This window comes from Pseudomonas oryzihabitans (genome assembly GCF_006384975.1).
GTDB lineage: Bacteria > Pseudomonadota > Gammaproteobacteria > Pseudomonadales > Pseudomonadaceae > Chryseomonas > Chryseomonas psychrotolerans_B.
Window position 1 is genome coordinate 2,066,783 of the sequence record NZ_CP021645.1, and the last position, 26,203, is coordinate 2,092,985.

Annotated in this window: 24 protein-coding genes; 12 read left to right on the forward strand and 12 right to left on the reverse strand. The window is 64.8% G+C overall.

The window, feature by feature from the left end; all coding sequences use genetic code 11:
- Positions 1–47: 47 nt before the first annotated feature.
- The 5 genes from CCZ28_RS24920 to CCZ28_RS09170 form a co-directional block, all read right to left on the reverse strand.
- The gene (locus CCZ28_RS24920) at positions 48–215 is read right to left on the reverse strand and encodes a methyl-accepting chemotaxis protein (protein WP_140221314.1); all 168 of its coding nucleotides are present in this window, start codon (positions 213–215) and stop codon (positions 48–50) included.
- Positions 216–556: 341 nt separating this feature from the next.
- The gene (locus tag CCZ28_RS09155) at positions 557–1,276 is read right to left on the reverse strand and encodes an HAD family hydrolase (RefSeq protein ID WP_140217539.1); all 720 of its coding nucleotides are present in this window, start codon (positions 1,274–1,276) and stop codon (positions 557–559) included.
- Positions 1,273–2,967 carry an ABC transporter permease subunit gene (locus CCZ28_RS09160; protein ID WP_140217540.1) on the reverse strand — a complete coding sequence of 565 codons (1,695 nt, stop codon included), beginning with the start codon at positions 2,965–2,967 and terminating at the stop codon, positions 1,273–1,275. The genes CCZ28_RS09155 and CCZ28_RS09160 overlap by 4 nt, the downstream gene beginning before the upstream one ends.
- A complete protein-coding gene (locus CCZ28_RS09165; protein WP_140217541.1) occupies positions 2,964–4,004 on the reverse strand; it encodes an ABC transporter ATP-binding protein in 1,041 nt (346 codons plus the stop codon). The genes CCZ28_RS09160 and CCZ28_RS09165 overlap by 4 nt, the downstream gene beginning before the upstream one ends.
- A 21-nt stretch (positions 4,005–4,025) precedes the next feature.
- Positions 4,026–5,039, reverse strand: a complete 1,014-nt coding sequence (locus CCZ28_RS09170; RefSeq protein ID WP_140217542.1) for an ABC transporter substrate-binding protein — start codon at positions 5,037–5,039, stop codon at positions 4,026–4,028.
- 255 nt (positions 5,040–5,294) lie between these two features.
- Between CCZ28_RS09170 and CCZ28_RS09175 the strand changes: the two genes are divergently transcribed.
- Positions 5,295–6,104, forward strand: a complete 810-nt coding sequence (locus CCZ28_RS09175; protein ID WP_205894651.1) for a DeoR/GlpR family DNA-binding transcription regulator — start codon at positions 5,295–5,297, stop codon at positions 6,102–6,104.
- Positions 6,105–6,260: 156 nt separating this feature from the next.
- Positions 6,261–7,478 (forward strand): PrpF domain-containing protein, encoded by a 1,218-nt coding sequence (locus tag CCZ28_RS09180; protein ID WP_205894652.1) that lies wholly within the window; start codon positions 6,261–6,263, stop codon positions 7,476–7,478.
- A 28-nt stretch (positions 7,479–7,506) separates the two neighbouring features.
- On the opposite strand, the gene CCZ28_RS09185 is transcribed toward CCZ28_RS09180, so the two are convergent.
- On the reverse strand, positions 7,507–8,214 hold the full coding sequence (locus tag CCZ28_RS09185; protein WP_167509225.1) for an ATP-dependent Clp protease proteolytic subunit: 708 nt from the start codon (positions 8,212–8,214) through the stop codon (positions 7,507–7,509).
- 270 nt (positions 8,215–8,484) lie between these two features.
- On the opposite strand from CCZ28_RS09185, the gene CCZ28_RS09190 reads away from it, so the two are divergent.
- Positions 8,485–8,760, forward strand: coding sequence for a metal/formaldehyde-sensitive transcriptional repressor (locus tag CCZ28_RS09190; RefSeq protein ID WP_140217544.1), 276 nt, complete (start codon positions 8,485–8,487; stop codon positions 8,758–8,760).
- A 7-nt stretch (positions 8,761–8,767) separates the two neighbouring features.
- Entirely contained in the window at positions 8,768–9,703 is a 936-nt protein-coding gene (gene dmeF, locus CCZ28_RS09195) for a CDF family Co(II)/Ni(II) efflux transporter DmeF (protein WP_140217545.1), read from the forward strand.
- A 55-nt stretch (positions 9,704–9,758) separates the two neighbouring features.
- On the opposite strand, the gene CCZ28_RS09200 is transcribed toward dmeF, so the two are convergent.
- Positions 9,759–10,190 (reverse strand): carboxymuconolactone decarboxylase family protein, encoded by a 432-nt coding sequence (locus CCZ28_RS09200; protein WP_140217546.1) that lies wholly within the window; start codon positions 10,188–10,190, stop codon positions 9,759–9,761.
- A 171-nt stretch (positions 10,191–10,361) separates the two neighbouring features.
- Here CCZ28_RS09200 and CCZ28_RS09205 point away from each other — a divergent pair, with 171 nt between their 5' ends.
- Positions 10,362–11,762: a PLP-dependent aminotransferase family protein gene (locus tag CCZ28_RS09205; protein WP_140217547.1), complete on the forward strand. Its 1,401-nt coding sequence runs from the start codon at positions 10,362–10,364 to the stop codon at positions 11,760–11,762.
- A 397-nt stretch (positions 11,763–12,159) separates the two neighbouring features.
- Entirely contained in the window at positions 12,160–13,791 is a 1,632-nt protein-coding gene (locus CCZ28_RS09210; RefSeq protein WP_140217548.1) for a methyl-accepting chemotaxis protein, read from the forward strand.
- Between the two features lie 126 nt (positions 13,792–13,917).
- On the opposite strand, the gene CCZ28_RS09215 is transcribed toward CCZ28_RS09210, so the two are convergent.
- Positions 13,918–14,622: a DUF6602 domain-containing protein gene (locus CCZ28_RS09215; protein ID WP_140217549.1), complete on the reverse strand. Its 705-nt coding sequence runs from the start codon at positions 14,620–14,622 to the stop codon at positions 13,918–13,920.
- Between the two features lie 136 nt (positions 14,623–14,758).
- Between CCZ28_RS09215 and CCZ28_RS09220 the strand changes: the two genes are divergently transcribed.
- A complete protein-coding gene (locus CCZ28_RS09220; protein WP_140217550.1) occupies positions 14,759–15,952 on the forward strand; it encodes a DUF2252 domain-containing protein in 1,194 nt (397 codons plus the stop codon).
- Between the two features lie 8 nt (positions 15,953–15,960).
- Here the strand turns inward: CCZ28_RS09220 and CCZ28_RS09225 are convergent, their stop codons facing one another.
- Positions 15,961–16,665, reverse strand: coding sequence for an MgtC/SapB family protein (locus CCZ28_RS09225; RefSeq protein WP_140217551.1), 705 nt, complete (start codon positions 16,663–16,665; stop codon positions 15,961–15,963).
- Between the two features lie 406 nt (positions 16,666–17,071).
- On the opposite strand from CCZ28_RS09225, the gene CCZ28_RS09230 reads away from it, so the two are divergent.
- On the forward strand, positions 17,072–19,684 hold the full coding sequence (locus CCZ28_RS09230) for an excinuclease ABC subunit UvrA (protein WP_140217552.1): 2,613 nt from the start codon (positions 17,072–17,074) through the stop codon (positions 19,682–19,684).
- Here the strand turns inward: CCZ28_RS09230 and CCZ28_RS09235 are convergent.
- Positions 19,681–20,814 carry an MFS transporter gene (locus tag CCZ28_RS09235; protein WP_240795281.1) on the reverse strand — a complete coding sequence of 378 codons (1,134 nt, stop codon included), beginning with the start codon at positions 20,812–20,814 and terminating at the stop codon, positions 19,681–19,683. The genes CCZ28_RS09230 and CCZ28_RS09235 overlap by 4 nt on opposite strands.
- A 191-nt stretch (positions 20,815–21,005) precedes the next feature.
- On the opposite strand from CCZ28_RS09235, the gene cobF reads away from it, so the two are divergent.
- Positions 21,006–21,767, forward strand: a complete 762-nt coding sequence (cobF, locus tag CCZ28_RS09240; RefSeq protein WP_140217554.1) for a precorrin-6A synthase (deacetylating) — start codon at positions 21,006–21,008, stop codon at positions 21,765–21,767.
- Between the two features lies 1 nt (position 21,768).
- Here the strand turns inward: cobF and CCZ28_RS09245 are convergent, their stop codons facing one another.
- On the reverse strand, positions 21,769–22,287 hold the full coding sequence (locus CCZ28_RS09245) for a GNAT family N-acetyltransferase (RefSeq protein ID WP_240795256.1): 519 nt from the start codon (positions 22,285–22,287) through the stop codon (positions 21,769–21,771).
- Positions 22,288–22,399: 112 nt separating this feature from the next.
- Here CCZ28_RS09245 and CCZ28_RS09250 point away from each other — a divergent pair, with 112 nt between their 5' ends.
- The 3 genes from CCZ28_RS09250 to CCZ28_RS09260 all read left to right on the forward strand — a co-directional run bounded on the left by CCZ28_RS09250 (position 22,400) and on the right by CCZ28_RS09260 (position 25,193).
- On the forward strand, positions 22,400–22,810 hold the full coding sequence (locus CCZ28_RS09250; protein ID WP_167509227.1) for a hypothetical protein: 411 nt from the start codon (positions 22,400–22,402) through the stop codon (positions 22,808–22,810).
- 89 nt (positions 22,811–22,899) lie between these two features.
- Complete coding sequence (locus CCZ28_RS09255; RefSeq protein ID WP_140217555.1) at positions 22,900–24,279, forward strand: PepSY-associated TM helix domain-containing protein; 1,380 nt, start codon at positions 22,900–22,902, stop codon at positions 24,277–24,279.
- Positions 24,280–24,584: 305 nt separating this feature from the next.
- On the forward strand, positions 24,585–25,193 hold the full coding sequence (locus CCZ28_RS09260; protein WP_140217556.1) for an FMN-dependent NADH-azoreductase: 609 nt from the start codon (positions 24,585–24,587) through the stop codon (positions 25,191–25,193).
- Positions 25,194–25,440: 247 nt separating this feature from the next.
- On the opposite strand, the gene hutC is transcribed toward CCZ28_RS09260, so the two are convergent.
- Positions 25,441–26,154: a histidine utilization repressor gene (gene hutC / locus CCZ28_RS09265; RefSeq protein ID WP_140217557.1), complete on the reverse strand. Its 714-nt coding sequence runs from the start codon at positions 26,152–26,154 to the stop codon at positions 25,441–25,443.
- Positions 26,155–26,203: the final 49 nt, after the last annotated feature.

The following is a 26,203-nucleotide window of genomic DNA, read 5'->3' on the forward strand; positions in this document are numbered from 1 at the left end:
CTGGGCATTGGGTGGAGCACCGCTGTAAAACCCCATACCTTACCGAGTCAACGATGAGCGCCAGAATACTTTCCCCGGTAAGTGCTCAGCACGATGCACGCGTCCCGACATTCATTGCCTATTACCGCGAACCCGCCAACCTGCTCTTTGGTACATGCTGCTTTGTTCACAGCATTCAATGCGAGGATATTCGTCTGACTGGCAATACCGTAGATCGCTTCTCAGAGATCACCACCAACTCCGCCGTTGAGTTGGTGGTCATTTTTCCTGGCGGAACCGAGCCTATCGAAGTTGAACAGAGGTCTGGGCCACCTCTGCCATTACAGCGATCCTGTGACCACTGTGGCTCCCTGCTGAATCTTATCTTCCCGCCGTGCCGATGTAGCGTTATGTCTGCCTATTGACTTGAGGCATATCTATAACTGTATCTTTAGAATCGAAAACAGCAGACTAAATAACCGCAAACCATGCAGCTGAAACCCGACCTACTCATTACAGCTGATAAAAAAGCGCGGCTGTTCCACTGCGATGGCAGCCGCGCTGCCCCAGGAGGGGGCTAAAGCCTCGAAACCAGTTGATCCAGATTCAAGCTGGCAATACTGGGCAGACAGAAGTCTGCAGCGGGCGTGAGCGTTTCGAGAGTACCCGTCCCGCTCAAGACGCCTACACGCAGACCGGCACCGCCCGCCTCGGCCATTGCCATGTCATGCAGGTTGTCCCCTACCACCGCAATTTCACTGGTCGGAATCCCCACCACTGCAGAGAATTGCAGGAGCATGCCTGGTTCAGGCTTCCACCCATAACCACTGTCATAACCCGCGACGAAGGCGACGAAATCGCTGATGCCAAACACCTCCAACATCAACCTGATAGCGGTTTCACTGTCGCTACTGGCGATGCCGATGGCGATGCCGCGTGCGTTCAGCTCTTTGAACAAGGCGAACAGGTCGCTGACCGGCACCGCGTGCCTGGCACTTTGCTGGAACAGCTCATCCAGCGTTTGGGTCAGGGCGTTCAGGGGGTAAGAGCAGCCCGCTTTCACCCAGGTGCGCGCGATTTCCTCGGTGTTACCGGAAGCGAACAGGCTGTCGGCAGCGGTCAGGCCGGTCGCGTTGTCGAATCCCGCTACAGCCAGCAGGTGCGACTCGAGTTCCTTGTCTCCAGCGGCGGCGAGCTTTGCCGCCCGGCGATTGGTCGGTCCCCAGGACTGGTGGTAGTCGATCAAGGTCCCGTCCTTGTCGAACAGGATGGCTCTGATGGGCGTGGTCGTTTTCATCGGATCAGTTTCACGTCTTTGGCGCCGGCGAGCAGCAGGATCAATCGGACGACCAGCAGGCAGGCACCCACCGTGGCCATGATGCACACGGAGAAGGCCGCCGCCTGGTTCATGGCGCCCCGGTCGGACAGTTGCAGCACCGCCACCGAGGCGATCTGGGTGGATGGCGTGATCAGGAAGATCAGCGCCGACAGCGAGACCATGGCGCGCATGAAGTAGAACACCCACACCCCCAGCAGCGTCGGCCAGAGGATCGGCAGGGTGACCTTGCGCAGGGTGCGCAACACCCCGGCCCCCAGCATCCGCGAGGCTTCGTCGTAGCTCTTGCCCACCTGGGTCAGGCTGGTGTTGGTGATCAGGAACGCCTGGCTGTGGTTGTAGTAGACGTTGAGGATCACCATCGACAGCAGGGTGCCGTAGAGCACGTGCAGCGGATTGACCGGGTTGTTGAGCATCAGCACGTAGCCCAGGCCCAGCACCATGCCCGGCACCGCCGAGGGCAGGATGGCCAGCAGCGACAGCAGCGGCGTGGTCGGGCCGGGGAACTTGGTGACCACGATGGCGCCCAGCCCGGCCATGATCACGCCCAGGGTGGCGGTCAGGGTGGCGATCAGGATGCTGTTCCATAGCGGGGTGATGCCATCGGCGAAGTCGAAGGCGTAGTGCTTGAAGGTCGGCGTCAGGTTGTAGGGCCAGAGGGTGACGAAGCTGGTCACCACCACGATGCCGACGATGCTCAGCATGATGGCTGCGAAGCCATAGAGGTACAGCCCGAAGCCCAGGTCACGGGCGCGGTCCGGACGCGGCTCCAGCGGCCGTGACTGGGGGGCGATCAGCGAGGTCTGTCGCCGGGTGATGCGCTTCTCGAGGATCTTGGCGATCATCGCCGGGATCAGGAGCACCACCCCGATCACCGCCCCCAGGGCGAATTGCGCCTGGCCGATCACCTGGTTGTACATCTCGGTGGCCAGCACGTTGAAGTCGCCGCCGATCAGCATGGCGTTGCCGAAGTCGGTGAGCACCAGGGTGAAGCAGACGAAGCAGGCGGCGGCCAGGCCGTAGAGCGTCGGTGGCAGGGTGACGGTGCGGAAGGTCCGCCAGTGGCTGGCGCCCATCACCCGGGCGCTCTCGTAGGGTCGCGCATCGGCGATGGCCAGGGCCGCCGAAAGGATCAGGAAAGCGTAGGGAAAGGCGTAGAAGAGGTTGGCGGTGACGATGCCGTGGAAGCCATAGATGTTGATGTCCAGGCCCAGATAGCGGTTGATGGCGCCATTGCGGCCGAACAGCAGGATCAGGCCCTGGCCCTGTACCAGCGAGGGAGCGAACAGCGGTATCAGGGCGACCAGCCGCAGGAAGCCCTTGCCCTTGACCAGGGTGCGCTGCAGGCCGTAGGCGTAGCCATAGGCCAGGACGATCACCAGCACCGTGGTGAGCCCGGCCATGCCGACGCTGTTGCCGATCAGGCCCCAGAAGCGGGCGCTGGCGAAGGCATTGGTGAAGTTGGCCAGGCCCGTTCCGGTCGGGGTTTCGGTGCTGCGGATCAGGATGGTGGCGATCGGCATCACCAGGAACAGCAGCAGACCGGCCAGCACCACCCCGGTCAGCGTCCAGCGTACCAGCCGGTCCTCGCCGACACGCTTCATGGGCAGTCGGGTCGCACTGGCGCGCTCGGGGATATCGACACTACTCATGACAGCCTCCGCAGGGACAGCATCGGCAGGTGCATGGAGATGGGATCGTCCAGCCGGACCGGTGCGCGGCGGCCGTGCAGTTCGGCCACCACGGGGGAACCGCCGGTGGCCGGTTGCATGGTCACCCGGGTGAGATTGCCCAGGTAGGAGATGTCGGTGACGCGGCCCGCCACGACGTTCTCGCCGGTGCGCTCCGCGGAGCCGAGCTCCACGTGCTCCGGCCGGAGACAGACTTTTGAAGGACCCTTGCCAGCGGCATCACGCAGACGCAGCGGCGTCTGGCCCAACCAGCTACGACCCGCCTCGTCAGTCTCCACCTCGAGGAAGTTCATCCGCCCGATGAACTCGGCAACGAAGGGCGTCTTGGGTCGCTCGTAGAGCTCATCCGGCGTACCGGCCTGCTCGATTTTCCCGTTGCGCATCAGCACCACCAGGTCGGCCATGGCCAGGGCCTCTTCCTGGTCGTGGGTCACCATGATGGTGGTGATGCCGAGCTTTTCCTGCACGGCCTTGATCTCGGTGCGCAATTCCTCGCGCACCTTGGCGTCCAGGGCCGACAGCGGTTCGTCGAGCAGCAGCAGTGAAGGCCGCGGCGCGATCGCCCGTGCCAGGGCGATGCGCTGTTGCTGACCGCCGGAGAGCTGATGCGGCAGCTTTCCGGCATGGGCGTCCAGGTGCACCATCTTGAGCATGGCGGCGACCCGCTCGGCCATTTCCGCCTTCTTCCAGTTGCGGCATTCCAGGCCATAGGCGACGTTTTGCGCCGCCGTCAGGGTCGGGAACAGCGAGTAGGATTGGAAGACGATGCCGAAGTTGCGCTCCTTGGCGGTGGTGCTGAGCACATCCTTGCCATCGACCTCGATGCGGCCATCGCTGGCCTCGTCGAGGCCGGCGATGATCCGCAGCAAGGTTGTCTTGCCACAGCCGGACGGGCCGAGAAAACAAACGAACTTGCCTGACGGAATGTCGAGCGACACTCCGTCCAAGGCGGTGAGATTGCCGAAGCGCTTGGTCACGCCGCTAATCGATAGTTTCATGCTGCCTCCTGAAGCCCTTGCTTACCGCTCGTACTTCTTCTGCCAGGTCGAAATGATGTCGGCACGCTCGGCCCCCGCCTTGGCGAAGTCCACCGGATAGAGCACCTTGGACACATCGGCCGGCAATCCCGCATCGCGGAAGTTCTTCGGCATCTCGCCACCCGGGATGGTCACGATGGCCTTCCACTTGTAGTAGGCGTTGGCCGCCGCCGGGCTGACGGTCCAGTCCAGGAAGCGCTTGGCGGCTTCCTGATGCTTGGAGGCCGCGACCAGGCCGTTGGCTTCCAGCTCGTTACCGGCGCCTTCCGACGGAATCACCATGGTGATCGGATAACCTTCGGCGATGTTCTTGATGGCGCGCAGGTCGTAGGAGATACCGACGGTGTATTCACCGGACGAGGCCACGTTGCACGGCCGCGAGCCGGACTTGATGTACTGGGCGACGTTCTTGTCCAGCGCGTCGAGGAAGGTCCAGCCCTTTTCCGGGCCCATCATCTGCAGCAACGAGGCGATCTGCACGTAGCCGGTCCCCGAGCTGGCCGGGTTGGGCATCACCACCTCGCCCTTGAACGCGGGGGCGGTCAGGTCCTTCCAGGAGGTGGGCATCGGCAGCCCTTTCTGCTTGAGGCGCTCGTTGTTGACGCAGAAGGCGGCCATGTAGCCGGTCACGGCGAACCACTTGCCCTTCGGATCACGGAACTGCTTGGGTACCGCGTCGATGCCCTTGGGCTGGTAGGGCTCCAAGGTGGCAGAGATACGCGGATCGACCATGGAGGACGCCGCCATGCCCCAGATCACGTCATGCCGGGGATTGGCCTGCTCGGAAAGGATACGGGCCACCAGATCACCCGTGGACAGTCGGAGCATCTGGATATCCAGATCCGGCATCGCCTTTTTCGCCTCGGCCAGGAAGGCTGCGGCCTCGTCTTCCTCGTAGGCGGTGTATACCGTGATGGTTTCGGCCAACGCAGAGCCAGCGAAGGTCAGCAGGGCAAGGGACAATGCGGTGCGGCGAAGGCTTACGAGATGGCGCATGGTGTCTCTCCAGAGCGATTGTAGGTGTTGGCGTATGGACGAGGCAGTTAGTTAAACGTAGCTTTGTGAAACATATCCCTGTCTCTTTTGTTGTTTTTAAGACATTAATGATCAGGGCGGAATTTTTTTTTGATCACTTGTCGCTTTTGGATAAAACTTCCCACTTTATGTCTGGAAGCGACCAACGCCTTCAGAGCACCTGCCGATCTGCTTGATACTGTTCGCGAGCGAAACGGTCCTATACTGAGGTTAACCATGCGCGCCTTCGTCTCCATGCCTCCCCTGCCAGCCGAAGCTGCCGACTCCGGCAAGAAGGCTCGGCGCCAGCAGGCACTACTGCAATTGCTGGAGGCGACCGGGTATGTCTCGGTAGAGGAGATTTCGGATAGGTTTCAGGTGACGACTCAGACGGCCCGCCGCGATATCGCCGACCTCTCGGCTACCGGACGCGTGCGTCGCCACCATGGCGGTGTCGCCCTCGCCACGGCAATCGACGTGCTCACCTATCGTCAGCGCCGTATCGATCGGATCGAGGCCAAACGCCGAATAGCCCAACGAGTGGCCTCCGTCGTCCAGGATGGCGCGGCGATCTATTTGGATTGCGGTACGACGTGCGAGGCCATCGCGGAAGCCCTGACCCAGCGTTCGGGGCTGAAGATAGTGACCTGTAATCTGCGCGCCGCCTCGCTGCTGGGTGACCAGACCGACTTCACCATCGCCGTACCCGGTGGCTTCGTGCGTAACGCCGACGGCAGCGTCTTCGGTGAGGATGCAGCGGAATTCATCAGACGCTTCCGCTTCGATCTGTCGATCATTTCAGTGAGTGGCGTGGAACTGGACGGCCGTCTGGCCGACGACGACTATCAGGAGGTGGCGCTGGCCCGCGTCGCCATCGGTATCTCCCACCAGGTTATGCTGGCCGTGGATGCCTATAAGTTCGGGCGCAGTGGGCTCGTCGAGCTAGGAACCCTGGAGGGCGTTTCCATGCTCATAACGGACGCGGCCCCACCGCAAGAGTTACTGACTGTGCTCAAGGAAAACGACGTAGCGCTGCACACCTGCTGACCCTTCAGCCTGCTGTTCAGGATCACCGCCGCGAATGAGCCCGAACGGGCGCATGCGTGCGTTGGGAATGGTCATACTGCCTGAGCCACCGCCTGCGCGAAGATGAGCGAAGTCTCCGCAGCAGCCGGCCGCCTCATCCGTTCAAAGGAGCAGTCCATGCACGCCAAGCCATCCCCGCTCGCCTCTCCCATCCCCGAACTTCCCGTCCACTACATGAGAGGGGGCACCTCCACCGGCGTGGTGATCTGGGAGCCGCTGGTGCCGCAGCAAGAACACCTGCGGGCGGAGTTGCTGCGCCATCTGATGGGTGTTCCCCATACCGGAGAGGCGCCGGGGAATCGGCAGATCACCGGGCTGGGGCGGGGGCCGGCGACCAGCAACAAGGTATTCCTGGCGCATATCGAGGAGACGGCTACAGGGCAGCGGATCGTCAGCACGCTGGCGCAACTGGCCAATGAGCATGGCGAGATCGACTGGAGCGTGAATTGCGGGAATATGTCGTCGGCCCTGCCGCTATGGGCGGTGGACAGTGGGCTGATCGAGGCACCGGAGAGCGGGGCTTTCGACATCGAGATCCGCAATACCAATACCGGGGTGCTCACGGTCAGCCGTATGGCTCGGGAGACGGATGGCCGCTTCGTGGTGACCGAGATTCCGGGGGTGATGGGGGCCTTTCCCCAGGTGGATCTGTTCCTGCAGTCACCGGTGGGCAGCAAGACCGGGGCGCTGCTACCCACCGGCGCCGTGATGGACGAAATCGAGGGTGTTGCGGTGTCCTGCGTGGATGTAGCCGTGCCCATGGTCATCATCGCCGCGGCGAGTCTGGGCAAGACCGCCCAGGAGCCCATCGCCGAGCTGGAAGCCGATGCCGCCTTCATGGCGCGGCTGCGGCAGCTGTGGATCGAAGCCGGACTGCGGATGAGGCTGCGGCGGCGCGACGGGGAATTGCTGACCCACGAGGAACTGGCCCGTAGCGAGACCATCCCCAAGGTCTGCATCGTCGGGGCGCCGCGGCACGGCGGCCATCTCGCGGTGCGCTATTTCACGCCCCAAACCGGCCATGGTTCGATGGCGGTTTCCGGTGGCTGCTGCCTGGCGGCGGCCTGCCTGCTGCCGGGTAGCACGGCGTTTCAGGTGGCCGCAGGCGTCCCAGCCCCGACTCAGACCTATACCGATATACCGGTCAGCCTCGAGAATCCAGCCGGCCTGCTGGATACCCTGGTCACCGCCCGGCACGGCGACGCAGGGCTCGACATCCAGGCCGCCGCCTATAGACGCAGCGCCCAGATCCTGATGCGCGGCCAGGTACCGCTTTACGGGGCTTCGGCCGAATTGACCCGAGCCTTGCAGGCACTGCCCGGCGCCGACCGCTGAGCGACTGGCCTCACCGCCCGGCCTGAAGTCATCTGCCGGCGCCATCGGTGATGAAGTAGGTGGCCTGGTCGGGCGTGTGGGGTAACTGATCGCGCTCCTGGGTAATCAAGCCCAGCTTCTTGGCCTCCTCGTAGCCCAGACGCTTTCTGTTGCTTTCGGAGGACAGCAGCGTGGTGAGGTCGTCTGGCGATAGTTTGAGACAGCCTTTGTAGATTTCGCTGAACTTGAGGTTCTCCCGCTCCGCATCCTCGAACGCCTGTTTGGCCTGGTCAGGTTTCAAGTAGCCATTCAGGGGAACGCTAACCGCAGCGGGATGCAGGAGGAAACTCGAGAGCGGTTCGGAATAGCGGCTTGGCGCGGCGCAATAGAGCAGCGTTGCGGCGGAGTCCGTGAAAGCCGTATTGATGGCATTCACATGAAGGGGATAGCGGCGCATGAATTCATAGGCGACGTAACCCGCTTCCATGCTGCCGCCGCCGCTATTGATATAGAGATTGACGTTCTGGATGCCAGGGTACTTCGTGGAGATGTCAGTCAGGGCAGCCAGCAGGGAGCTGATCGAGCGATCGTTTACGCCGGCATTGAAATACACCGATGCGGAAGTGGCGTTCGCAGCACCTCCCTCCCCCTTGATTACCGTCATCTCGGCGAAAGAGCTGCTCACATAAGTGCAGGCCAACAAGGCCAAGCCCCCGCGCATCAACCCTTTGCTTGTCTTCGAACGTCCGCTGCTCATGCGCTTCTCTCCTGAAAACAGGCCGATACGTTCAGCCGGGTTTCTGGAGCCTAGGGGGGCGATACTTAACATCCTCTTAAGGGGCACTGACGTTCGGCCATGGCAGCAGAAGAATTGGAGGCAGCGGGCCGACACACGGTCGTCGCATGGAGATTTGCAAGGTGGGCTGCCAGCTTGCGTGGGCACTCGCCCAGAGTTCGCCAAGCCGCCACTTCCACCGCGTCGCCGATCGCCCTATAGTGCATACCATATAGGATAGGGGGGTATGCTATGTCACATATGAAAGCCAGCAAGGACGACCTGCTCAAGCGCGTGAAACGGATCGCCGGCCAGCTACAGGCCATCGAACGGGCGCTGGAGGAGGACGCCGACTGCGCCAAGACCTTGCATCTGGTGGCGGCCACCCGCGGCGCCCTCAATGGGCTGCTCGAAGAGATCGTCGAGGAGCATGCCCGGGAGCATGTCGCCCGCCCCGGCCTGAGCGACGAAGAGCGCGCTGAAGGGGTGGAACAGCTACTCGAAGCCATTCGCCGCTATGGTAAGTGAGGTGGAGATGAACAACCTGGATCTCAGCCATGGTCATAGCCATAACTTTCTGGGCGCCGACCATGATCGAAATGCGCGCCGCACCCTAGCGGTGGTGGCGCTGACCCTGGTGATGATGGTGGTCGAGATCGTCGCTGGCTATCTGACCGGTTCCATGGCGCTGCTGGCTGATGGCTTTCACATGGCGACCCATGCGGGCGCCCTGGGCATCGCTGCCGCGGCCTACGCCTTCGCCCGCCGTCATGCCGAAGATGCGGCCTATAGCTTCGGCACCGGCAAGGTCGGGGATCTCGGTGGCTTCGCCTCGGCATTGATCCTGGGCCTGGTGGCGCTGGGCATCGGCGGCGAATCGGTGATCCGGTTATTCGAGCCGACCCAGGTGCAATTCGGCACAGCTACCTTGATCGCCATCGTCGGCCTCATCGTCAATGTGATCAGCGCCCTGCTGCTGACGGGCGGTGCGGGAGAAGATCACGGACATGGCCACGGTCATCATCACCACCATGATCACGGTCACAGCCATGGCGAGGACAACAACCTGAGGTCGGCCTATGTCCATGTGCTGGCGGATGCCTTGACCTCGGTACTGGCCATCGTCGCCCTGCTGGCTGGCAAGCTGCTCGGCTGGGTCTGGCTGGACCCGGTAATGGGCATCGTCGGCGCCCTGGTGATCGCCCGCTGGGCCTGGTCTCTGCTGAAGGATACCGCTGCCGTGCTGCTGGACCGGACCGACGCCCAGGTCGCCGACGAGATCCGCGAGTTGCTCGCCGGCAGCGACCGGCTGGTGATTACCGACCTGCACGTCTGGCGCGTAGGGCCAGAAGCCCGCGCCGCCATCGTCAGCGTGAGCGGTCCGGCTGCGGGCGGCGCCAGCGACGTCCGCAGCCGTCTGCTGTCGGTACATGAGGTCACCCATCTGACGGTCGAATATCGGGTCGCCTGACTTGGCTGCAGAACCTCAGACCCGTTCCAAGCCCCGAATACGGACGAGTGGCTTCTTAGAGTTTCATCCCCACCGCCAGCCGGTTGAAGGCGTTCATCAGCGCCACCACCAGGGTCAGGTCGGAGATCTCGGCGTCGGTGAAGTGCGCTTTGAGCGGTTCGTAGAGGGCATCGGGTGCGCCCTTTTCGGCGACTGAGGTCAGGGTCTCGGCCCACTCCAGGGCGGCGCGTTCGCGAGCGTCGAACAGCTCGCTGAGGCGCCAACCGGCCAGGCGGTCGAGCTTGGCCTGGGCGACGCCCTGCTCGCGCAGGGTTTGCGCATGCTTGCCCAGGCAGAAGGCGCAGCCATTGATCTGGGAAATGCGCAGATAGATCAGCTCCACCAGTTCGAGGCCAAGGGGACTGTGCGCCAACGCCTGGCTGGTCGCGACCAGCCCCTGGTAGGCGGCGGGAGACAGGGTGGAAAACGGCAAGCGTAGTTGGCTCATGGGCTACTCCGGAGTGGTTGGTGAAAGATGCGCCTGTGGATGTTTGGCGAAAGGCGGCGCGCGGGTGCTTGGGCCCCGACGCAAGGCGAGTGGTCTGCGTGAATGAAGGCCTCACTCTAGGCGGCCAATGACCTAGGCTATAGGGCCAAGAAACAGCTAAGCGACTAGGCCATGATCCTGACCGCCGCCCTCGATGCCCGCCTCGCCCTGCCCCTCTACCGGCAGCTGTACCTGCGCTTTCGCCAGGCGCTGGATCAGGGCCGGCTGCGCCCCGGTGACCGGGTGCCGGCGGTGCGCGCGCTGGCAGCGGAGTTGAACGTGGCCCGGGGCACGGTGGAGGCCGCCTATCAGCAGCTGATCGCCGAGGGCTTGCTGATTCCCCGTGGCCCGGCAGGCACCATCGTTTCGCCGCAATGGAAACGGTCGGCGCCTAGCGGGGCGATCACCTCACCGCCCGCCCCGGTGGAGGCGACCCACGCCGGCGGTCCGCCCCTGCCCTTGCAATTGGGCTTGCCGGCGCTGGATGCCTTTCCGCGCAAACTCTGGACCCGCCTGGCCGCGCGGCAATTGCGCGGAGCCGGGCTGGAGGGGCTGGTCTATCCCGATGCCCGCGGTCATGCCGGCCTGCGCGCTGCCATCGCCACCTACCTGGGGCTGGCGCGCGGCATCGCTTGCAGCCCCGAGCAGGTGTTCGTCTGCGCCGGCTATCGTGCGGGGCTGGATCTGATCGTCCAAACGCTGCTGGCGCCCGGCGATGCCTGCTGGTTCGAGGAGCCGGGCTACTTCATCGCCCGCCGCGCCCTGCAGGCGGCGGGCCTGGCGTTGATCCCGGTACCGGTAGATGGCGAAGGGCTGGACGTCGCCGCTGGCCTGGCCCAGGCACCCCACGCCCGCTGTGCGGTGGTCACCCCGAGTCACCAGAGTCCGTTGGGCGTGTCGCTGTCCCTACCCCGGCGCCTGGCGCTGCTGGACTGGGCGCAGCGCGAAGACGCCTGGATCATCGAGGACGACTACGATAGTGAGTATCGCTATCAGGGCAAGCCGTTGCCGGCGCTCAAGAGCCTGGATGAGCAGGGCCGGGTACTCTACGCCGGCACCTTCAGCAAGGTGCTGTTTCCCGGGCTGCGCCTGGCCTATCTGGTGGTCCCGCCGGCCCAGGTGGCGGCCTTCGCCGCCAGCGCCGACCGCCTGCATAACCATGCGCCTCTCTTGCTGCAAGCCACGGTAGCGAGCTTTCTCGCGGAAGGTCACTTCGCCCGCCATCTGAATCGAATGCGTACCCTCTATCGGCAGCGCCGCCAGTGGCTGGCCGAGGCCATGACGACCGCCTTGGGCGCAGGGGTACGGATCGAGCTCCAGGCCGGCGGCCTGCATCTGCTGGCTCGCCTGGCACAGGGCGACGACCAGTCCTGGGCGGACGCTGCCCAGGCCGAGGGACTCGCGGTACAGGCGCTGTCGCGCTGGTATCTGGCCGCACCGGAGCACCAGGGACTGCTGGTGGGGTTCACCAATGTCACCCAAGCCGATGAGGCACAGGCCCTGGCCAGACGGTTGGCACGGTTGCGACCCTGACGGATTCTTGCAGCGGCAGCTGCCGCGCCTGAGCTACCGTTCAGATCCCAAAGACAACCACTGATCGTCAACGGCTCTGGCGCGGCTGTTCCAGCACTCAGCGCCGAGCAGGCGCTGGGCAAGGCTTCGCCCTATGCCGGGCCCTGTCGGGAATAAACCTGCCGCAAAAATGCCTATTGCGTCACGTAAAACTTTTTCAGGGTAACCCTCTCAAAAAACGGGCTCCACGACTCTGGAGCTCACCTGTTGCCAGACGTCGTCATTGCCGCTGCTCGCCTTCGTCACGCCTGGACAGCCGACTCCCTCATGCACAGAACGCCCGAGGGAGCCTGCGCCCGCCCAATCCGCCGGCTCGGACCAGCTCACCCCGTCACACCGCCACTGCGCAAGGATTTCCATGCTGAACCGCCTGAACATCTCGAAAAAACTCAACCTCGGCTTCGGCGCTATCCTGGTCATCATCCTGGCGCTGATCCTGGCGGCGAGCCAGGGTTTCAATCAGGTCAACTCGGCGGTCAAGCAGAACATCCACTCCTACCACGTGTTGCAGGATGCCGATGCCGCCCTGTTGGCGCTGGTCAACATGGAGACCGGCATGCGCGGCTTCGCCCTGACCGGCAAGGAAGAGTTCCTCGCCCCCCTGAACCAGGGCGAACGTGACTTCGCCGAGCAGGTGCAGGAACTGAGCCAGCTCACCCGTGACAATCCCGCCCAGCAGAGCGATCTGAGCCAGCTCGCGGCGGCCAAGACGCAATGGAACAGCGAATCGGTGCAGCAGATCATCGCCCTGCGCCGCCAGGTCAATGCCGGCACCCTACCGCTGGACACCCTTACCGCGCGCATCGCGACAGCCCAGGACAAGGGCAAGATGGATGCCATGCGCAGCCTGTTGGCTCAGATCAAGACCCGCGAGAACAAGCTGCTGGAAAACCGTACCCAGACGATGCAGGACGCCAAGCAGGACGCCATGGTCATCCTGATCAGCGGGGGCATTCTCGCCGCCCTGCTGGCGCTGGGCATCGCCTGGTCGCTGTCGCGCACCATCATCGGCCGGCTCCATCAGGCCATCGCCGTGGCCCGCAATATCGCCAACGGACGCCTGGATTCGCCGATTCCGGCAGGCGGACAGGATGAGGTGGGCCAATTGCTGGGTGCCTTCGGCCTGATGCAGGAAAAGCTGCGGGAGATGATCCAGCGCATCAAGCAGGGGACCGACCACCTGGTCGCCGCCTCCCACAGCATTTCCGCCAACTCGCAGCAGCTCTCCGCCGCCGCCCAGGAGCAATCCAGCGCGGCCTCCAGCATGGCGGCCACGGTGGAAGAACTGACCGTGAGCATCAACCATGTGGCGGATAACGCCAACGAAGCCCACGACCTGTCCAGCCAATCCGGCCGCCTGGCGCAGGACGGTGGCAAGACCATCCAGGCATCGGTGGAGAGCATGAGATCCATTGCCGGCACCGTGCAGTCCTCGGCCGAGCGCATCGGCGAACTGGGCGAACATTCCGAGCGCGTCTCGTCCATCGTCAGCGTGATCAAGGGCATCGCTGACCAGACCAACCTGCTGGCGCTCAATGCTGCCATCGAAGCCGCGCGGGCCGGTGAGCAGGGTCGCGGCTTCGCCGTGGTGGCCGACGAGGTACGCCAACTGGCGCAACGCACCGCCAACTCCACCCAGGAAATCGCTGCCATGATCGAGAAGATCCAGGCCGCCACCCATGCGGCCATGGCCGACATGGACGTGGGGGTGCGTCAGGTCAATGGTGGCGTCGACCTGGCCAACCAGGCCGGCGAGGCGGTGGTGAGCATCAATACTTCCTCGGACAGCGTGGTCCGGGTGGTCAACCAGATCTCCGTGGCCCTGCGCGAGCAGACCGCCGCCAGCCAGGACGTGGCCCGCACCGTGGAGCGTATCGCCCAGATGGCCCAGCAGAACAGCGAGGCCATTGGTGAGACGGTGCAGACCGCTGTCTCCCTCGATGCCCTGGCCAACGACCTGAATCGGCAGATCGGGCAGTTCAGGTGCTAAAAAGCAGAGAGTGGCAGGCAATTCCGGTTACAAAAACTGCCTGCCACTCAGCCATTTAAAGCGTCGTAACTCGCCAAAATCAGATATCAATTAAAAATCAGCATGCATAGCAAAAACTATAGAAGTTCAATCAACGTACTCATCCCAGTTAACATCTCGCATCAGTAGGCACCCTGTAACTTTAGAGAGAATCGTGAGAAGACGCGCAAGCCCAATAGAGGGATCTTCAAAAAAAAGATATGAATCAGTTCCTCTCACAGGATAAATTAGCCCCTCGTTTCTAATAAGAACCCCTTTCGTAAAATCCAAGTACACATCAGGAATGGACACATCTGGAAAGCTGTCAAGCTTACGCCAAATACTACCTAAACTCGATCCACCATATGTTATTACTACCGTCAATATCCTTGCATAAGGCCAAGTGACGTCTCCTAACTGAGCCCCGGCAAGGGAGCTAGGCTTGAGATCCTTGACGCTTCTGATATTCGTACAGATATCTTCCAGCAACGAAGGACTTATCTCTGTTTTTATCTCAAGAGTAGCAACCACGCCCTCCTGAAGGATCAAGTCGTGACCACTAGCAAAAGGCAACCTCGGCATGGACTTAAGTACAAGAACTATATCTTGCTGTTTTGAGCGAGCCCCATTCGAATCTACAACAACCCCACTTACCGCATTAGTCATTTGAGGAAGATGGGCAATCAGAAAATCCTGAATTAGCTTCTCACGTGTAGATCCCATAGTCGCAGAATGCCCTAAAACTTTAGTCATTTCGTATTGAGCAATAATCGATCCGACTGCCCCGCGACAATATTCCACTAACGGCTTCATAGATCACCTTCAAATATTTTAAATCCCTAGATATCTCTAACCTAAAGCCCGCGAACAGTTTAGACCGCAGAAACACCCTGCAACATTCACTCAACGCAACGGTCACACGGTTGTCTCCCTCACGGCCTCGCCCCGCATGACCACTCCTCGCCCCACCGATCGCCTGCCCCGCCTCAATCAGTTGCGCAATCTGAAGATGGCCCGCTCCGCCCATGCCTATGTGCGCGGCAGCACGGTGCAGTTCTACGAATGGCTGCACAGCCAACCGGGGCGCAGCCTGCCCAATGGGCCAGCGGTGTGGATCTGCGGCGATTGCCATGCCGGCAACCTGGGGCCCACCGGGGATCTCAAGGGCGCCACCGACGTCAACATCCGCGACCTGGACCAGACCGTGGTCGGCAATCCGGCCCATGACCTGGTGCGCCTGGCGCTGTCGCTGGCCACCGCGGCGCGCGGCTCCGACCTGCCGGGGGTGACCACCGCGCGAATGCTGGAAGAGATGATGCGCGGCTACGAGATCGCCTTCGAGGATGACCTCGAACGCGAGGTGCCGCGCCCCGCCCAGGTCAAGGCCGGCATGCGCAGCGCGGTGCAGCGTACCTGGAAGCACCTGGCCAAGGAGCGCATGGAAAACACCCGTCCCAAGCTGCCGCTGGGCAAGCATTTCTGGCGGCTGAGCAAGGCCGAGCGCCAGGCCATCGCCGAGCTGTGTCAGACGCCCGGCATCCATGCCCTGGTGACCTCGCTCAAGGGCCGCAGCCACGACAGCCGCGTCGAGTTGCTCGACAGCGCCTACTGGGTCAAGGGTTGCAGCTCCCTGGGCCTGCGGCGCTATGCCGTGCTGCTGGGGGTGGACGATGGCGACGACGAAGACTATTGCCTGATCGACATCAAGCAGGCGGTGGCCGCTGCCGCTCCACGCGCCGCCCATGCCGCCATGCCCAAGGACAATGGCAAGCGGGTGGTGGAAGGTGCACGCCAGCTGTCACCCGCGCTGGGCAATCGCATGCTGGCGGTACGGCTGCTGGATCACTCCTTTTTCATCCGTGAACTCCTGCCCCAGGATCTCAAGCTGGAGCTGGACGAACTCAGCGCCCGCGAGGCCATGGGCGCCGCGGCCTACCTGGCGCGGGTAGTGGGTCGTGCCCACGCCCGGCAGATGGACCTCGCGACGCGCGTGGAGTGGATGAGCGATCTGCAGCACAATCGCACCCGTACCCTGGACGCCCCGTCCTGGCTATGGAGCAGCGTGGTGCAACTGGTGGGCGCCCATGAGATGGGCTACCTGGAGCATTGCCGGCGTTATGCGCTGGAACATACGCAGGACTAGCACTGGCCTTACTCCAACCCCATCTCCCGCACCTGCCAGCGTGCCGAGGTCACGCCCTTCTCCTGGCAGATGCGGCTGACCAGCCGCTCCAGCTGGGCGGTGGCGCCGGAGTTGCCGAGCAGTTCGGCATGCACTTCCAGGCGGGTGGCGTTGGTCTGGTCCTGGCTGTGCAGGGATTGCAGGCGCAGGCCGCCGCCTTCCAGGCTGTGCAACATCAGGCTGCGCACCTGGATCTCGTCCTCGGCGCGGCAAACGATCTCCACGCCGAAGTGCAGCTCCACCTCGCTGGCCGGCACCACGTCCTGGTGATTCAGGCGCTGGGCCAAGTCGCGTAGCAGGATGTTGGCGCAGAGCACCACCAGCGTGCCGAGACCGGCCTCCAGCAGCAGCCCCATGCTGCACAGCACGCCGATGGCGGCGGTGCACCAGAGGGTGGCGGCGGTGTTCAGGCCGCGCACATTGAGGCCGTCGCGCATGATCACGCCGCCGCCGAGAAAGCCGATCCCGGAGACCACGTAGGCGGCGACATGGGAGGCGTCGGCCGCCATGCCCGGGACCGCCTGGGTCATCAATACGAACAGGCAGGCGCCGGTGCTGACCAGCGCATTGGTGCGCAGCCCGGTGAGGCGTTGGCGCAGTTGACGTTCGGCGCCGATCAGGGCGCCAAGGGCGAGCGCCACGAAGACGCGCAGCAGGAAGACTTTCCAATCCAAGATCCACCTCGCGTGCCGGCGAATGCCGGCGGGATCGTCGGCCTGGAGGCCGACCGGGGTTCAGGGTGCAGGAAGATCGAGACAGCACAGCGACAGCCCTCCCTGGGGAAGGGTGATCGGCATGGAAGAGGAAGGCAGGCATCGCCCGCTACCGCTCGCCCGGGCGGCGAGCCGGAGGCAGGAAGACTGCCGCAGGACTCGCCGCTCAGGCCCGTCGAGATCGACCGGGTTGACTGTCCAAGGCAGGACTCCTGAGGGTTGCTGTAGACGCCGCGGAAGGTAGCGCCGGCCCTTCCAGCCGGTCAATACGGTGAGCGCCGACCTATACCAATGCACGACGCAACCCGGCATTCTCGCCAGAGTCCCATCCTGTATAACTCCCGTTTCAGCGAGTCTTCGAGCCCCCATGCCCTCCTCTCCCCGTCCCGGTTTCGTCTCCGTCCGCGGTGCCCGCGAGCACAATCTGAAGAACGTCGACGTGGACATCCCCCGCGATGCGCTGGTGGTGTTCACCGGGGTGTCCGGCTCGGGCAAGTCGTCGCTGGCCTTTGGCACCCTCTATGCCGAAGCCCAGCGCCGCTACTTCGAATCGGTGGCGCCCTATGCGCGGCGGCTGATCGACCAGGTGGGAGTGCCCCAGGTGGAGGCCATCGAGGGCCTGCCGCCGGCGGTGGCCCTGCAGCAGCAGCGCGGCCAGCCGAGCAGTCGCTCGTCCATGGGCAGCGTGACCGGGCTGTCCAGCCTGGTGCGGATGCTCTATTCCCGCGCCGGCCGCTATCCGGCCGACCAGCCGATGCTCTATGCCGAGGACTTCTCGCCCAACACGCCCCAGGGCGCCTGCCCGAAGTGCCATGGTCTGGGCCGGGTCTACGAGGTGACGGAAGACTCCATGGTGCCGGACCCCTCGCTGACCATCCGCCAGCGCGCCATCGCCGCCTGGCCCACCGCCTGGGGCGGGCAGAATCTGCGCGATATCCTGGTCACCCTGGGCTATGACGTCGACATCCCCTGGCGCGACCTGCCGCAAGAGCAGCGCGACTGGATTCTCTTCACCGAAGAACAACCCACCGTCCCGGTCTATGCCGGCCTCACCCCCGAGCAGACCCGCGCGGCGCTCAAGCGCAAGGCCGAGCCCAGCTACCAGGGCACCTACACCGGCGCTCGGCGCCATGTGCTGCACACCTTCGCCAATTCCCAGAGCGCCAAGATGAAGCAGCGCGCGGCGCGCTTCATGATCGGCCAGACCTGCCCGCTGTGCCACGGTAAGCGGCTGACCCAAGCGGCGCTCTCGGTGACCTTCGCCGGGCTGGACATCGGCGAGCTGTCGCGGCTGCCGCTGGACGATCTGAGCGTGCTGCTGCGCCGGGTGGCCGCCGGCGATTTCGACGAGGCCGAGGAGCAGGCCGTATTGGCCGCCGAAACAGGCCGGCAGGACCGCGCCCGCCGCAAGGCCGCTGGCAGCAGTGACCACGCTGGCGCACCGGACGTCCGCCGTACGCCCGACCTGTCTCCCGAAAAACGCCTGGCCGCCCAGCGCATGGCCACCGAATTGCTGGAGCGCTTGCAGACCCTGACCCGCCTGGGCCTCGGCTACCTGGCGCTGGAACGCAGCACCACCACCCTTTCCTCCGGTGAATTGCAGCGGTTGCGCCTGGCGACTCAGCTGGTGTCCCAGCTGTTCGGCGTGGTCTATGTGCTGGACGAACCTTCCGCCGGTCTGCATCCGGCCGATGGCGAAGCTCTGCTGGAAGCCCTCGACGGCCTCAAGGCCCAGGGCAACTCGCTGTTCGTGGTGGAGCACGACCTGGCCACCATGAAGCGTGCCGACTGGCTGGTGGATGTCGGCCCCGCGGCTGGCGAAGGTGGTGGCCAGGTGCTTTACAGCGGCCCGCCAGAGGGCCTCGCCGAGGTCAAGGAATCGGTGACGGCGCGCTATCTGTTCGCCCCGCCGCAGCGCGAGACCCGACCGCCGCGCGAACCCAAGGGCTGGCTGCGCCTGGCCGGGGTCAGCCGCAATAACCTTCAGGGGCTGGACGCCGCCTTTCCGCTGGGCTGCCTGACGGCGGTGACCGGCGTCTCCGGCTCGGGTAAGTCCAGCCTGGTCAGCCAGGCGCTGCTGGAGCTGGTGGGCGCCGAGCTGGGCCAGGGCGCCGCCGAGGACGGTGACGAGGTGGTCGAGCTGGATGCCGATGCCCTGCCCGCCACCACCGGCCAGGTGGTCGGTGGCCTCGGCGGCATTCGTCGCCTGGTGCCGGTGGACCAGAAACCCATCGGTCGCACACCACGCTCCAACCTCGCCACCTACACCGGCCTGTTCGACGGGGTACGCAAGCTGTTCGCCGCCACCCCGGAGGCCCAGGAAAGAGGCTTCGATGCCGGGCGCTTTTCCTTCAACGTCGCCAAGGGCCGCTGCCCGACCTGCGAAGGCGAAGGCTTCGTCAGCGTTGAGTTGCTGTTCATGCCCAGCGTCTATGCCGCCTGCCCCACCTGCCAGGGTGCGCGCTACAACCCCGAGACCCTGGAGGTACGCTGGCAGGGCAAGACCATTGCCGAGGTACTGGGCCTGACAGTGGACGAGGCCCTGGCCTTCTTCGCCGAAGAAGCCGCAGTGGCGCGGGCGCTGCGGGTACTGGCCGATATCGGCCTGGGCTATCTGCGCCTCGGCCAACCGGCCACCGAACTCTCCGGTGGCGAGGCCCAGCGCATCAAGCTGGCCACCGAACTGCAACGCACCAGTCGCGGCACCACCCTCTATGTGCTGGACGAGCCCACCACCGGCCTGCACCCGGCCGACGTGGAACGGCTGATGCGCCAGCTGCACGGCCTGGTCGAGGAAGGTAATACCGTGGTGCTGGTGGAGCACAACCTGCAGGTGGTGGCCGGCAGCGACTGGCTGATCGACATCGGCCCCGGTGCCGGCGCGGCGGGCGGCCGCATCGTCGCCTGCGGCACGCCGCGCGAGGTGGCAGACGATCCCGCCAGCCCCACGGCGCCCTATCTGCGCCCCCTGTTCGACTAGCTGGCCAGCGGTGCGACGCTGCGCCGACAGGCGGCCAGCACCAGCAGGGTCAGCGCCGCCGCCAGGACGCCGAACTGGAAGGTGGCGGCGGAGCCGAGGAAGTGCCAGAGCGCGCCGGCGATGCTGCTGGCCAGCAGCAGGGCGATGCCGCTGACCAGGTTGAACAGGCCGAAGGCGGTGCCGCGCAATTCGGCCGGGGCGGTGCGCGCGACCATGGCGGCGAGCAGGCCCTGGGTCATGCCCATGTGCAGGCCCCAGAGCACGACGCCCAGGGCCAAGCCGATCCAGCCGCCGCTGAACGCCAGTACCAGATCGGCCAGGATCAGCAGCACCAGGCCCCAGGCCAGCAGCGCGCGATGACCGACCCGGTCGGACAGCGCCCCCAGCGGATAGGCCGACAACGAGAACACCAGGTGCATGCCCACCATCACCAACGGTACCAGCGCCAGGGGCACCCCCACCTGCTCGGCCTTGAGCACCAGGAAGGCTTCGCTGAAGCGCGCCAGGGTGAAGACGCCGCCGAGCATCGCCACCTGCCAGAAGGCCGCCGGCAGCTTGCGCAGCTGGCTGCGGGTGAGCGGATTGGTGCGTGCCTTGACGATGGCCGCCTTGGGCTCGTCCAAGCCGAAATACAACAGGGCCACCGCGATGAAGGCCGGGATCACCGCCACCCAGAACACCGCGCGGAAATCGTTGGCCCAGAGCAGCATTAACCCCACCGCCAGCAGCGGCCCGAGGAAGGCGCCAAGGGTGTCCAGCGATTGGCGCAGGCCATAGGCGGCGCCACGGATCTCCGGTGGCGTCACGTCGGCCACCAGGGCGTCGCGCGGGGCGCCGCGAATACCCTTGCCGATGCGATCCATGAAGCGCGCGCCGAACACCAGACCGGCGCCACTGGCCAGGGCGAACAGCGGCTTGCTCAGGGCGCCCAGGCCATAGCCCAGCACCGCCAGGCCCTTGCGCCGGCCCAGGTAGTCGCTGAGCACCCCGGAAAAGATCTTGGTGATCAGCGCGGTCGCCTCGGCCACCCCTTCGAGAATGCCGATATAGAGCACGCTCAAGCCCAGGCCGGTGGCCAGGAACAGCGGCAATAGGCTATGGATCATCTCCGAGGAGATGTCCATGAACATACTCACACCCCCCAGAATCCAGACCCCGCGGGGTATCCCTCGCCAGCTCGCCGTCATCGTCACCTCTGTCCTTCCCGTCCTTGCCTGGCAGTAGGCAAACCGGTCGAACGTAGCATGACGATTGTGGAGGTCTCTACGGAGAAGACATCCCTGGTTACACTGCGCGCTGCTCTTTCCATCGAGGCCACCCCATGAAAACCCTACTGGTCATCGGCATCGGCGCCGGCGATCCCGACTACCTGACCCTCCAGGCCATCGCCGCCCTCAATCGAGCCAGTACCTTCTTCCTGTTCGACAAGGGCGCGGAAAAGGACAGCCTGATCCACCTGCGCGAAACCATCTGCGCCCGTCATATCCGTGAGCGGGATTATCGCTTCGTCAGCGCGCCCATCCCCGAGCGCCGCCGCGAAGGCGACTACCGGCAGGCAGTGGACGACCTCAACGCCGCCAAGCAGGCGTTGATGGAGCAGATGATCGAGGAAGAATTGGCCGAGGACGATTGCGGTGCCTTCCTGGTCTGGGGCGATCCGGCGCTGTACGACAGCACCCTACGCATCCTGGCGGCGATCAAGCGCGAGGGCCGGCTGGACTTCGACTACGAGGTGATCCCAGGCATCTCCAGCGTTCAGGCCCTGGCCGCGCGCCATCGGGTACCGCTCAATCGCATCGGCCAGGCGCTGGAGATCACACCGGGGCGCCGCCTGCAGCGCTTCCCCGACCATCTGGACAGCCTGGTGGTGATGCTCGACTCGCACGAGGCCTATCGCCACCTGGACGATCCGCAGCTGTACATCTACTGGGGCGCCTACGTGGGCACGGCGGACGAGATCCTCATCGCCGGACGCCTGGTGGAAGTGGCCGAGGAGATCCACCGGGTGCGCAGCGCCGCGCGCGAAGAGCACGGCTGGATCATGGATACCTATCTGCTTTGTCGTGGGCCGGCGGACGCCTGAGCTACGTCTCGCCCGTCAGCCGCCGCTCCAGATGGATGGTCTGCCAAGGCAAAGCCGTTTCCCGCTCGACCACCTGGAAGCCCTGGGCTGTCCAGAAGGTCTCGGCGCCGGGCAGGAAGGGATGGGTGTGCAGATAGAAGCGCTGCACCGCCTCGCGTTCGGCCTGCGCCAGCAATTCGTGAAACAGCCGCCGCGCCAGGCCTTGCCGGCGGCAGTGCGGCGCCACGAACAGCCGGACCACCTCCATCACCCGCTCCCCTGGATAGGCCAGCCGTGGAAAACGCCGGTCATAGCGGCGGTAGGCGATGCTGCCCACGGGCGCTCCGGCGGCATCCCGCGCGATCAGCAGGCAGCCGCGATCCTCGCCATAGTGCTCGGCGAAGTCGGTCAGATCCGTCGGGACGCGCGTGGGATCGAGCCGGCCGGCGAACAGCTCGCGCGCGCTCGCCAACAAGAAGGCCGTCACCTTCGCGTCGGCCGCGGTAATCCGCTCCAGGGTAATGATGGGCGCTTCGCTCACGCTCTCCTCGCGTTCCTTTGCTAGCCATGGGCGCGACCTTTTGGCGCAGGCCAGAGCCCTTCCGGTCAAGCAGGGCTGTACGTCGTCCGGGACGATGATACAGTCCGCAGCCATGAAAACCCTCCGTTCCCCGCGCACCTCGCTCGCCTGGATGCTGCTCGCCTGCATCCTGTTGAACGGACTCGTCTGCGCCCTGGGGCACGGTCAGATGCTCGCCCGCTTCACGCTGCCGCTGCTTCCCGCCGCCAGCGCGGCGCACGCTCATCACCATCATGACGCGCAGCCCCTGCATGCCCAGGCGGACATGGCCGGCATGCACGCCAATCTGCCGGCCGGCAGCGCGACGACCCTCTCCCCCACCGGCGATTGCGTCTTCGCCGCCACCCTATTGCTGGCCACCCTGATCTTCGTCGTCCTGCAATGGCTGCTGCGTCCCGGCGATCCCCATCGCCGCCGCTACCACGGCGCCCTGCCGCCACCGCCGCGCGCGAGCCGCTCCACCCTCCATCCCCAGGCCCCCTGACACCCCGGTCGCGGAAAGCTGCTGTTCTCTTTTTCCGTAATCCTGCACGCGGTCAGCCTTCGGCCGCGTGTCGCTCCGTGGTGAACGTTATGACTTCGCACTCCTCCGCTCCGGCCGCCCAGGCGCCGGGGCCGCTGCTGCAGCTGCTGGCGCGGCTGCATTTCCTCATCGGCCTGTGCGTCGGCCCCTTCCTGCTGGTGGCCGCCGCCAGCGGCTTGGTGTATGCCCTCACACCGCAACTCGAGGCGCACCTCTATGCCGAGGCGCTGCATACCCCCAGCCGTGGCAAACCCCTGCCCCTGGCCGAACAAATCCAGGTCGCCCAGGCGGCGGTGGGCCCCGCCCTAACCCTGGGCGCGGTACGCCCGGCGCCTGCCGAGGGCGACACCACCCGGGTGATGTTCAACGATCCATCCCTGGGTGAATCGGCCCACCGGGCACTGTTCATCGATCCAGTCACCGGCGCCATCCGCGGTGATCTGGCGGTCTACGGCACCAGCGGCATCCTGCCGCTACGCACCGAGATCGATCAGTTCCATCGCAGCCTGTTGCTGGGCGACGTCGGTCGTCTCTACAGCGAACTGGCCGCTTCCTGGCTGTGGATCGCCGCGCTCGGCGGGCTGACGCTCTGGCTGGTACGCCGCCGCCAGCGCCGTCCGGCCCGAGGGCTGCGCGGCCTGCATGCCAGTACCGGGCTCTGGCTGCTGGGCGGCCTGTTGTTCCTTTCCGCCACCGGCCTGACCTGGTCGAACTATGCCGGCGCCAACATCGGCCTGCTGCGCGCCCACTACGGCTGGTCCACCCCCAGCGTGAAGACCGCCCTGGGCAGTGCGGCCATGCCGGCCATGACCCATGACGAACACGCCGGCCACCATGATCATGGCGCCATGCCCACCCCGCCGGTCGCGTCCCTGGACCCGGCTACCTTCGACCGGGTATTGGCGACCGCGCGGGCAGCCGGGATCGACGCCGGCAAAGTGGAGATCCGCCCGGCTCGCAGCGCCGACAAGGCCTGGACGGTAAGCGAGATCGACCGCCGCTGGCCCACTCAGGTGGACGCCGTGGCCATAGATCCCAAGGATCTGCGCGTGGTCGACCAAGTGCATTTCGCCCAGTACTCGCTGCCGGCCAAGCTGACCCGCTGGGGCATCGACGCCCACATGGGCGTGCTCTTCGGCCTGGCCAACCAGTTGGTGCTGGCGGCCATCGCCCTGGGCTTGCTGGTGATGACCGTTTGGGGCTACCTGCTCTGGTGGCGCCGTCGCCCCACTCGCAATCCGGCGCAGCCCGGCCTGATCGCCCTCTGGCGCCAGCTGCCGTTGATGTCGCGCGTGCTGGTACCCCTGGTGGCCCTGCTGCTCGGCCTGTGCCTGCCAGTGCTCGGCGGTAGTCTGCTGCTGTTCCTGGTGGTGGACGCCCTGCTCGGCCTGCGCCGACCGGCCTTGCGCGTGGAAGCCGGGCCGGCCTGACCTGGCCGGCTGTTGCAAATCTCTCCCCCTGGGAGAGGGCCGGGGTGAGGGCGTGCCCAGTGCCTAGGACTTGCCCCGGCACGTTGGGCTTCGCTGCGCTCTGCCCAACCTACGATGAATCCTGCCTGCTCCTGATCAACCCCCTCTCCCTCCGGGAGAGGGTTGGGGTGAGGGTGCGTACCCAGACCCTCAACATCCTGAGAACCGCATCCCAGACCACCCATCGGCACAGCCTCCACCCGGCTGACGAACCCCGCTCCACCACCTATAGTTATCGCGATGTCCATCAACCCAAGGAGCTAGCCATGCCCCGCCTGCTACACGTGATAGGTTCGCCCCGCCAGGATCGTTCCGCATCCCTGGAAGTCGCCAACGCCTTCATCCAGGCCTGGCAACGGAAGCACCCGGACAGCGAGGTCGATACCCTCGACGTCTGGCATTGCGACCTGCCGGAATTCGACGGTCCCGTGCTGGATGCCAAGTACGCCGGTATCCAAGGCCAGTCGCTGAGCCCCGCTCAGGAGCAGGCCTGGAGCCAGATCAAGGAACTGGCGCAACGCTTCCATGCCGCCGATGTATTGCTGTTCGGCGTGCCCTGCTGGAATTTCGGCATTCCCTACAAGCTCAAGCAGCTGTTCGACGTGGTCAGCCAGAAGGACCTGCTGTTCACCTTCGACGACCGCGGCCTCAACGGCCTGCTCGGCGGCCGCCAGGCGCTGGTGATCGCCGCTCGCGGCGCCGCCCTGGATCGCCAGGAGCACCAGGAATCCTATCTGCGTACCTGGTGCGAGATGGTCGGCATCGACCGGATGCACACCGTGGTGCTGGAAAAGACCCTGTTCGGTCCCGAGATCGACCAAGCCTCGCGCGACCAGGCCAGCCAGGAGGCCGTGGCGCTGGTGGACAGGCTCTGATCTCCCCAACCGCTACCTAACCGGAGATCCCCTCACCCCAGCCCTCCCCCACAGGGAGAGGGGGCGGTCTGGAGCGAGCAAGGACTTACGTAGGTTGGGTTGAGCGCAGCGAAGCCCAACACCCACGGCAGAACCGGAGCCACCCTCACCCCAACCCTCTCCTACAGAGGGGGCGGTCGGGAGCGAGCAGGAACTTACGTAGGTTGGGTTGAGCACAGCGAAGCCCAACATCCCAAAGCACGCCCGCTCAGCGATGCCGGGTGGTCGAACTCAGCTTGTATCTATCGCCCGGATGCAACAGCCGCACGTAGCTCACCAGATGCTCGTCCGACCAGGTGCGGCGGATCATCGACAGGCAGGCGGCGCCCTTGGCGATGTCCAGCCAGCGGGCGGTCTCGGCCGTTGCCAGCACCGCCTCGACGATGTGCTCGACGTCGCTGATCGGGCAACTGGCCACCAGCACCTCGTTGGGCGTTTGGCGGCTGAAGTCACTCTGCAGGTAATGCGGCACCCAGCGCGGATTGACGTAGCGATCCTCCAGCTGGATGGCCACACCGTCCTCGAGATGCACCAGGATGCTATGGAACACCTCGGCGCCCAGGCGCAGTCCCAGGCGCAAGGCCACCTCATCGTCGGCCGCCAGGGCTTCGCAACGCAGTACGCGATTGCTGTAGACCCGCCCGCGGGCGCGCACTTCGGCGGCGATATTCATCACCTCGTGCAGCGAGGATTCCGCCTTGCGCTCGATGACGAAGGTGCCGAGTCCCGCCTGGCGCGTCAGGTAGCCCTGTTGCACCAGGTGGGTGATGGCCTTGTTGGCGGTCATGCGGCTGACGGCGAAATCCCGCGCCAGCTGTTCCTCGGTGGGAATCTGGTGATGCACCGGATAGACACCGCTCTGGATGCGCTCGAGCAGGAAGGCTTCGATCACCTTGTAGCGAGGGGGTGTCGTGCTGCTCACGCGAACTCCAGGGGTAGGAAAGGAAGCCGCGAATGATAACGCGCGGCCC

Excerpts from the sequence above, each read along its gene's own strand:
- CCZ28_RS09155 (WP_140217539.1), bottom strand. The coding sequence starts at position 1,276 with ATGAAAACGACCACGCCCATCAGAGCCATCCTGTTCGACAAGGACGGG.
- CCZ28_RS09160 (WP_140217540.1), bottom strand. The coding sequence starts at position 2,967 with ATGAGTAGTGTCGATATCCCCGAGCGCGCCAGTGCGACCCGACTGCCC.
- CCZ28_RS09165 (WP_140217541.1), bottom strand. The coding sequence starts at position 4,004 with ATGAAACTATCGATTAGCGGCGTGACCAAGCGCTTCGGCAATCTCACC.
- CCZ28_RS09170 (WP_140217542.1), bottom strand. The coding sequence starts at position 5,039 with ATGCGCCATCTCGTAAGCCTTCGCCGCACCGCATTGTCCCTTGCCCTG.
- CCZ28_RS09175 (WP_205894651.1), top strand. The coding sequence starts at position 5,295 with ATGCGCGCCTTCGTCTCCATGCCTCCCCTGCCAGCCGAAGCTGCCGAC.
- CCZ28_RS09180 (WP_205894652.1), top strand. The coding sequence starts at position 6,261 with ATGCACGCCAAGCCATCCCCGCTCGCCTCTCCCATCCCCGAACTTCCC.
- CCZ28_RS09185 (WP_167509225.1), bottom strand. The coding sequence starts at position 8,214 with ATGAGCAGCGGACGTTCGAAGACAAGCAAAGGGTTGATGCGCGGGGGC.
- CCZ28_RS09190 (WP_140217544.1), top strand. The coding sequence starts at position 8,485 with ATGTCACATATGAAAGCCAGCAAGGACGACCTGCTCAAGCGCGTGAAA.
- dmeF (WP_140217545.1), top strand. The coding sequence starts at position 8,768 with ATGAACAACCTGGATCTCAGCCATGGTCATAGCCATAACTTTCTGGGC.
- CCZ28_RS09200 (WP_140217546.1), bottom strand. The coding sequence starts at position 10,190 with ATGAGCCAACTACGCTTGCCGTTTTCCACCCTGTCTCCCGCCGCCTAC.
- CCZ28_RS09205 (WP_140217547.1), top strand. The coding sequence starts at position 10,362 with ATGATCCTGACCGCCGCCCTCGATGCCCGCCTCGCCCTGCCCCTCTAC.
- CCZ28_RS09210 (WP_140217548.1), top strand. The coding sequence starts at position 12,160 with ATGCTGAACCGCCTGAACATCTCGAAAAAACTCAACCTCGGCTTCGGC.
- CCZ28_RS09215 (WP_140217549.1), bottom strand. The coding sequence starts at position 14,622 with ATGAAGCCGTTAGTGGAATATTGTCGCGGGGCAGTCGGATCGATTATT.
- CCZ28_RS09220 (WP_140217550.1), top strand. The coding sequence starts at position 14,759 with ATGACCACTCCTCGCCCCACCGATCGCCTGCCCCGCCTCAATCAGTTG.
- CCZ28_RS09230 (WP_140217552.1), top strand. The coding sequence starts at position 17,072 with ATGCCCTCCTCTCCCCGTCCCGGTTTCGTCTCCGTCCGCGGTGCCCGC.
- CCZ28_RS09235 (WP_240795281.1), bottom strand. The coding sequence starts at position 20,814 with ATGTTCATGGACATCTCCTCGGAGATGATCCATAGCCTATTGCCGCTG.
- cobF (WP_140217554.1), top strand. The coding sequence starts at position 21,006 with ATGAAAACCCTACTGGTCATCGGCATCGGCGCCGGCGATCCCGACTAC.
- CCZ28_RS09250 (WP_167509227.1), top strand. The coding sequence starts at position 22,400 with ATGAAAACCCTCCGTTCCCCGCGCACCTCGCTCGCCTGGATGCTGCTC.
- CCZ28_RS09255 (WP_140217555.1), top strand. The coding sequence starts at position 22,900 with ATGACTTCGCACTCCTCCGCTCCGGCCGCCCAGGCGCCGGGGCCGCTG.
- CCZ28_RS09260 (WP_140217556.1), top strand. The coding sequence starts at position 24,585 with ATGCCCCGCCTGCTACACGTGATAGGTTCGCCCCGCCAGGATCGTTCC.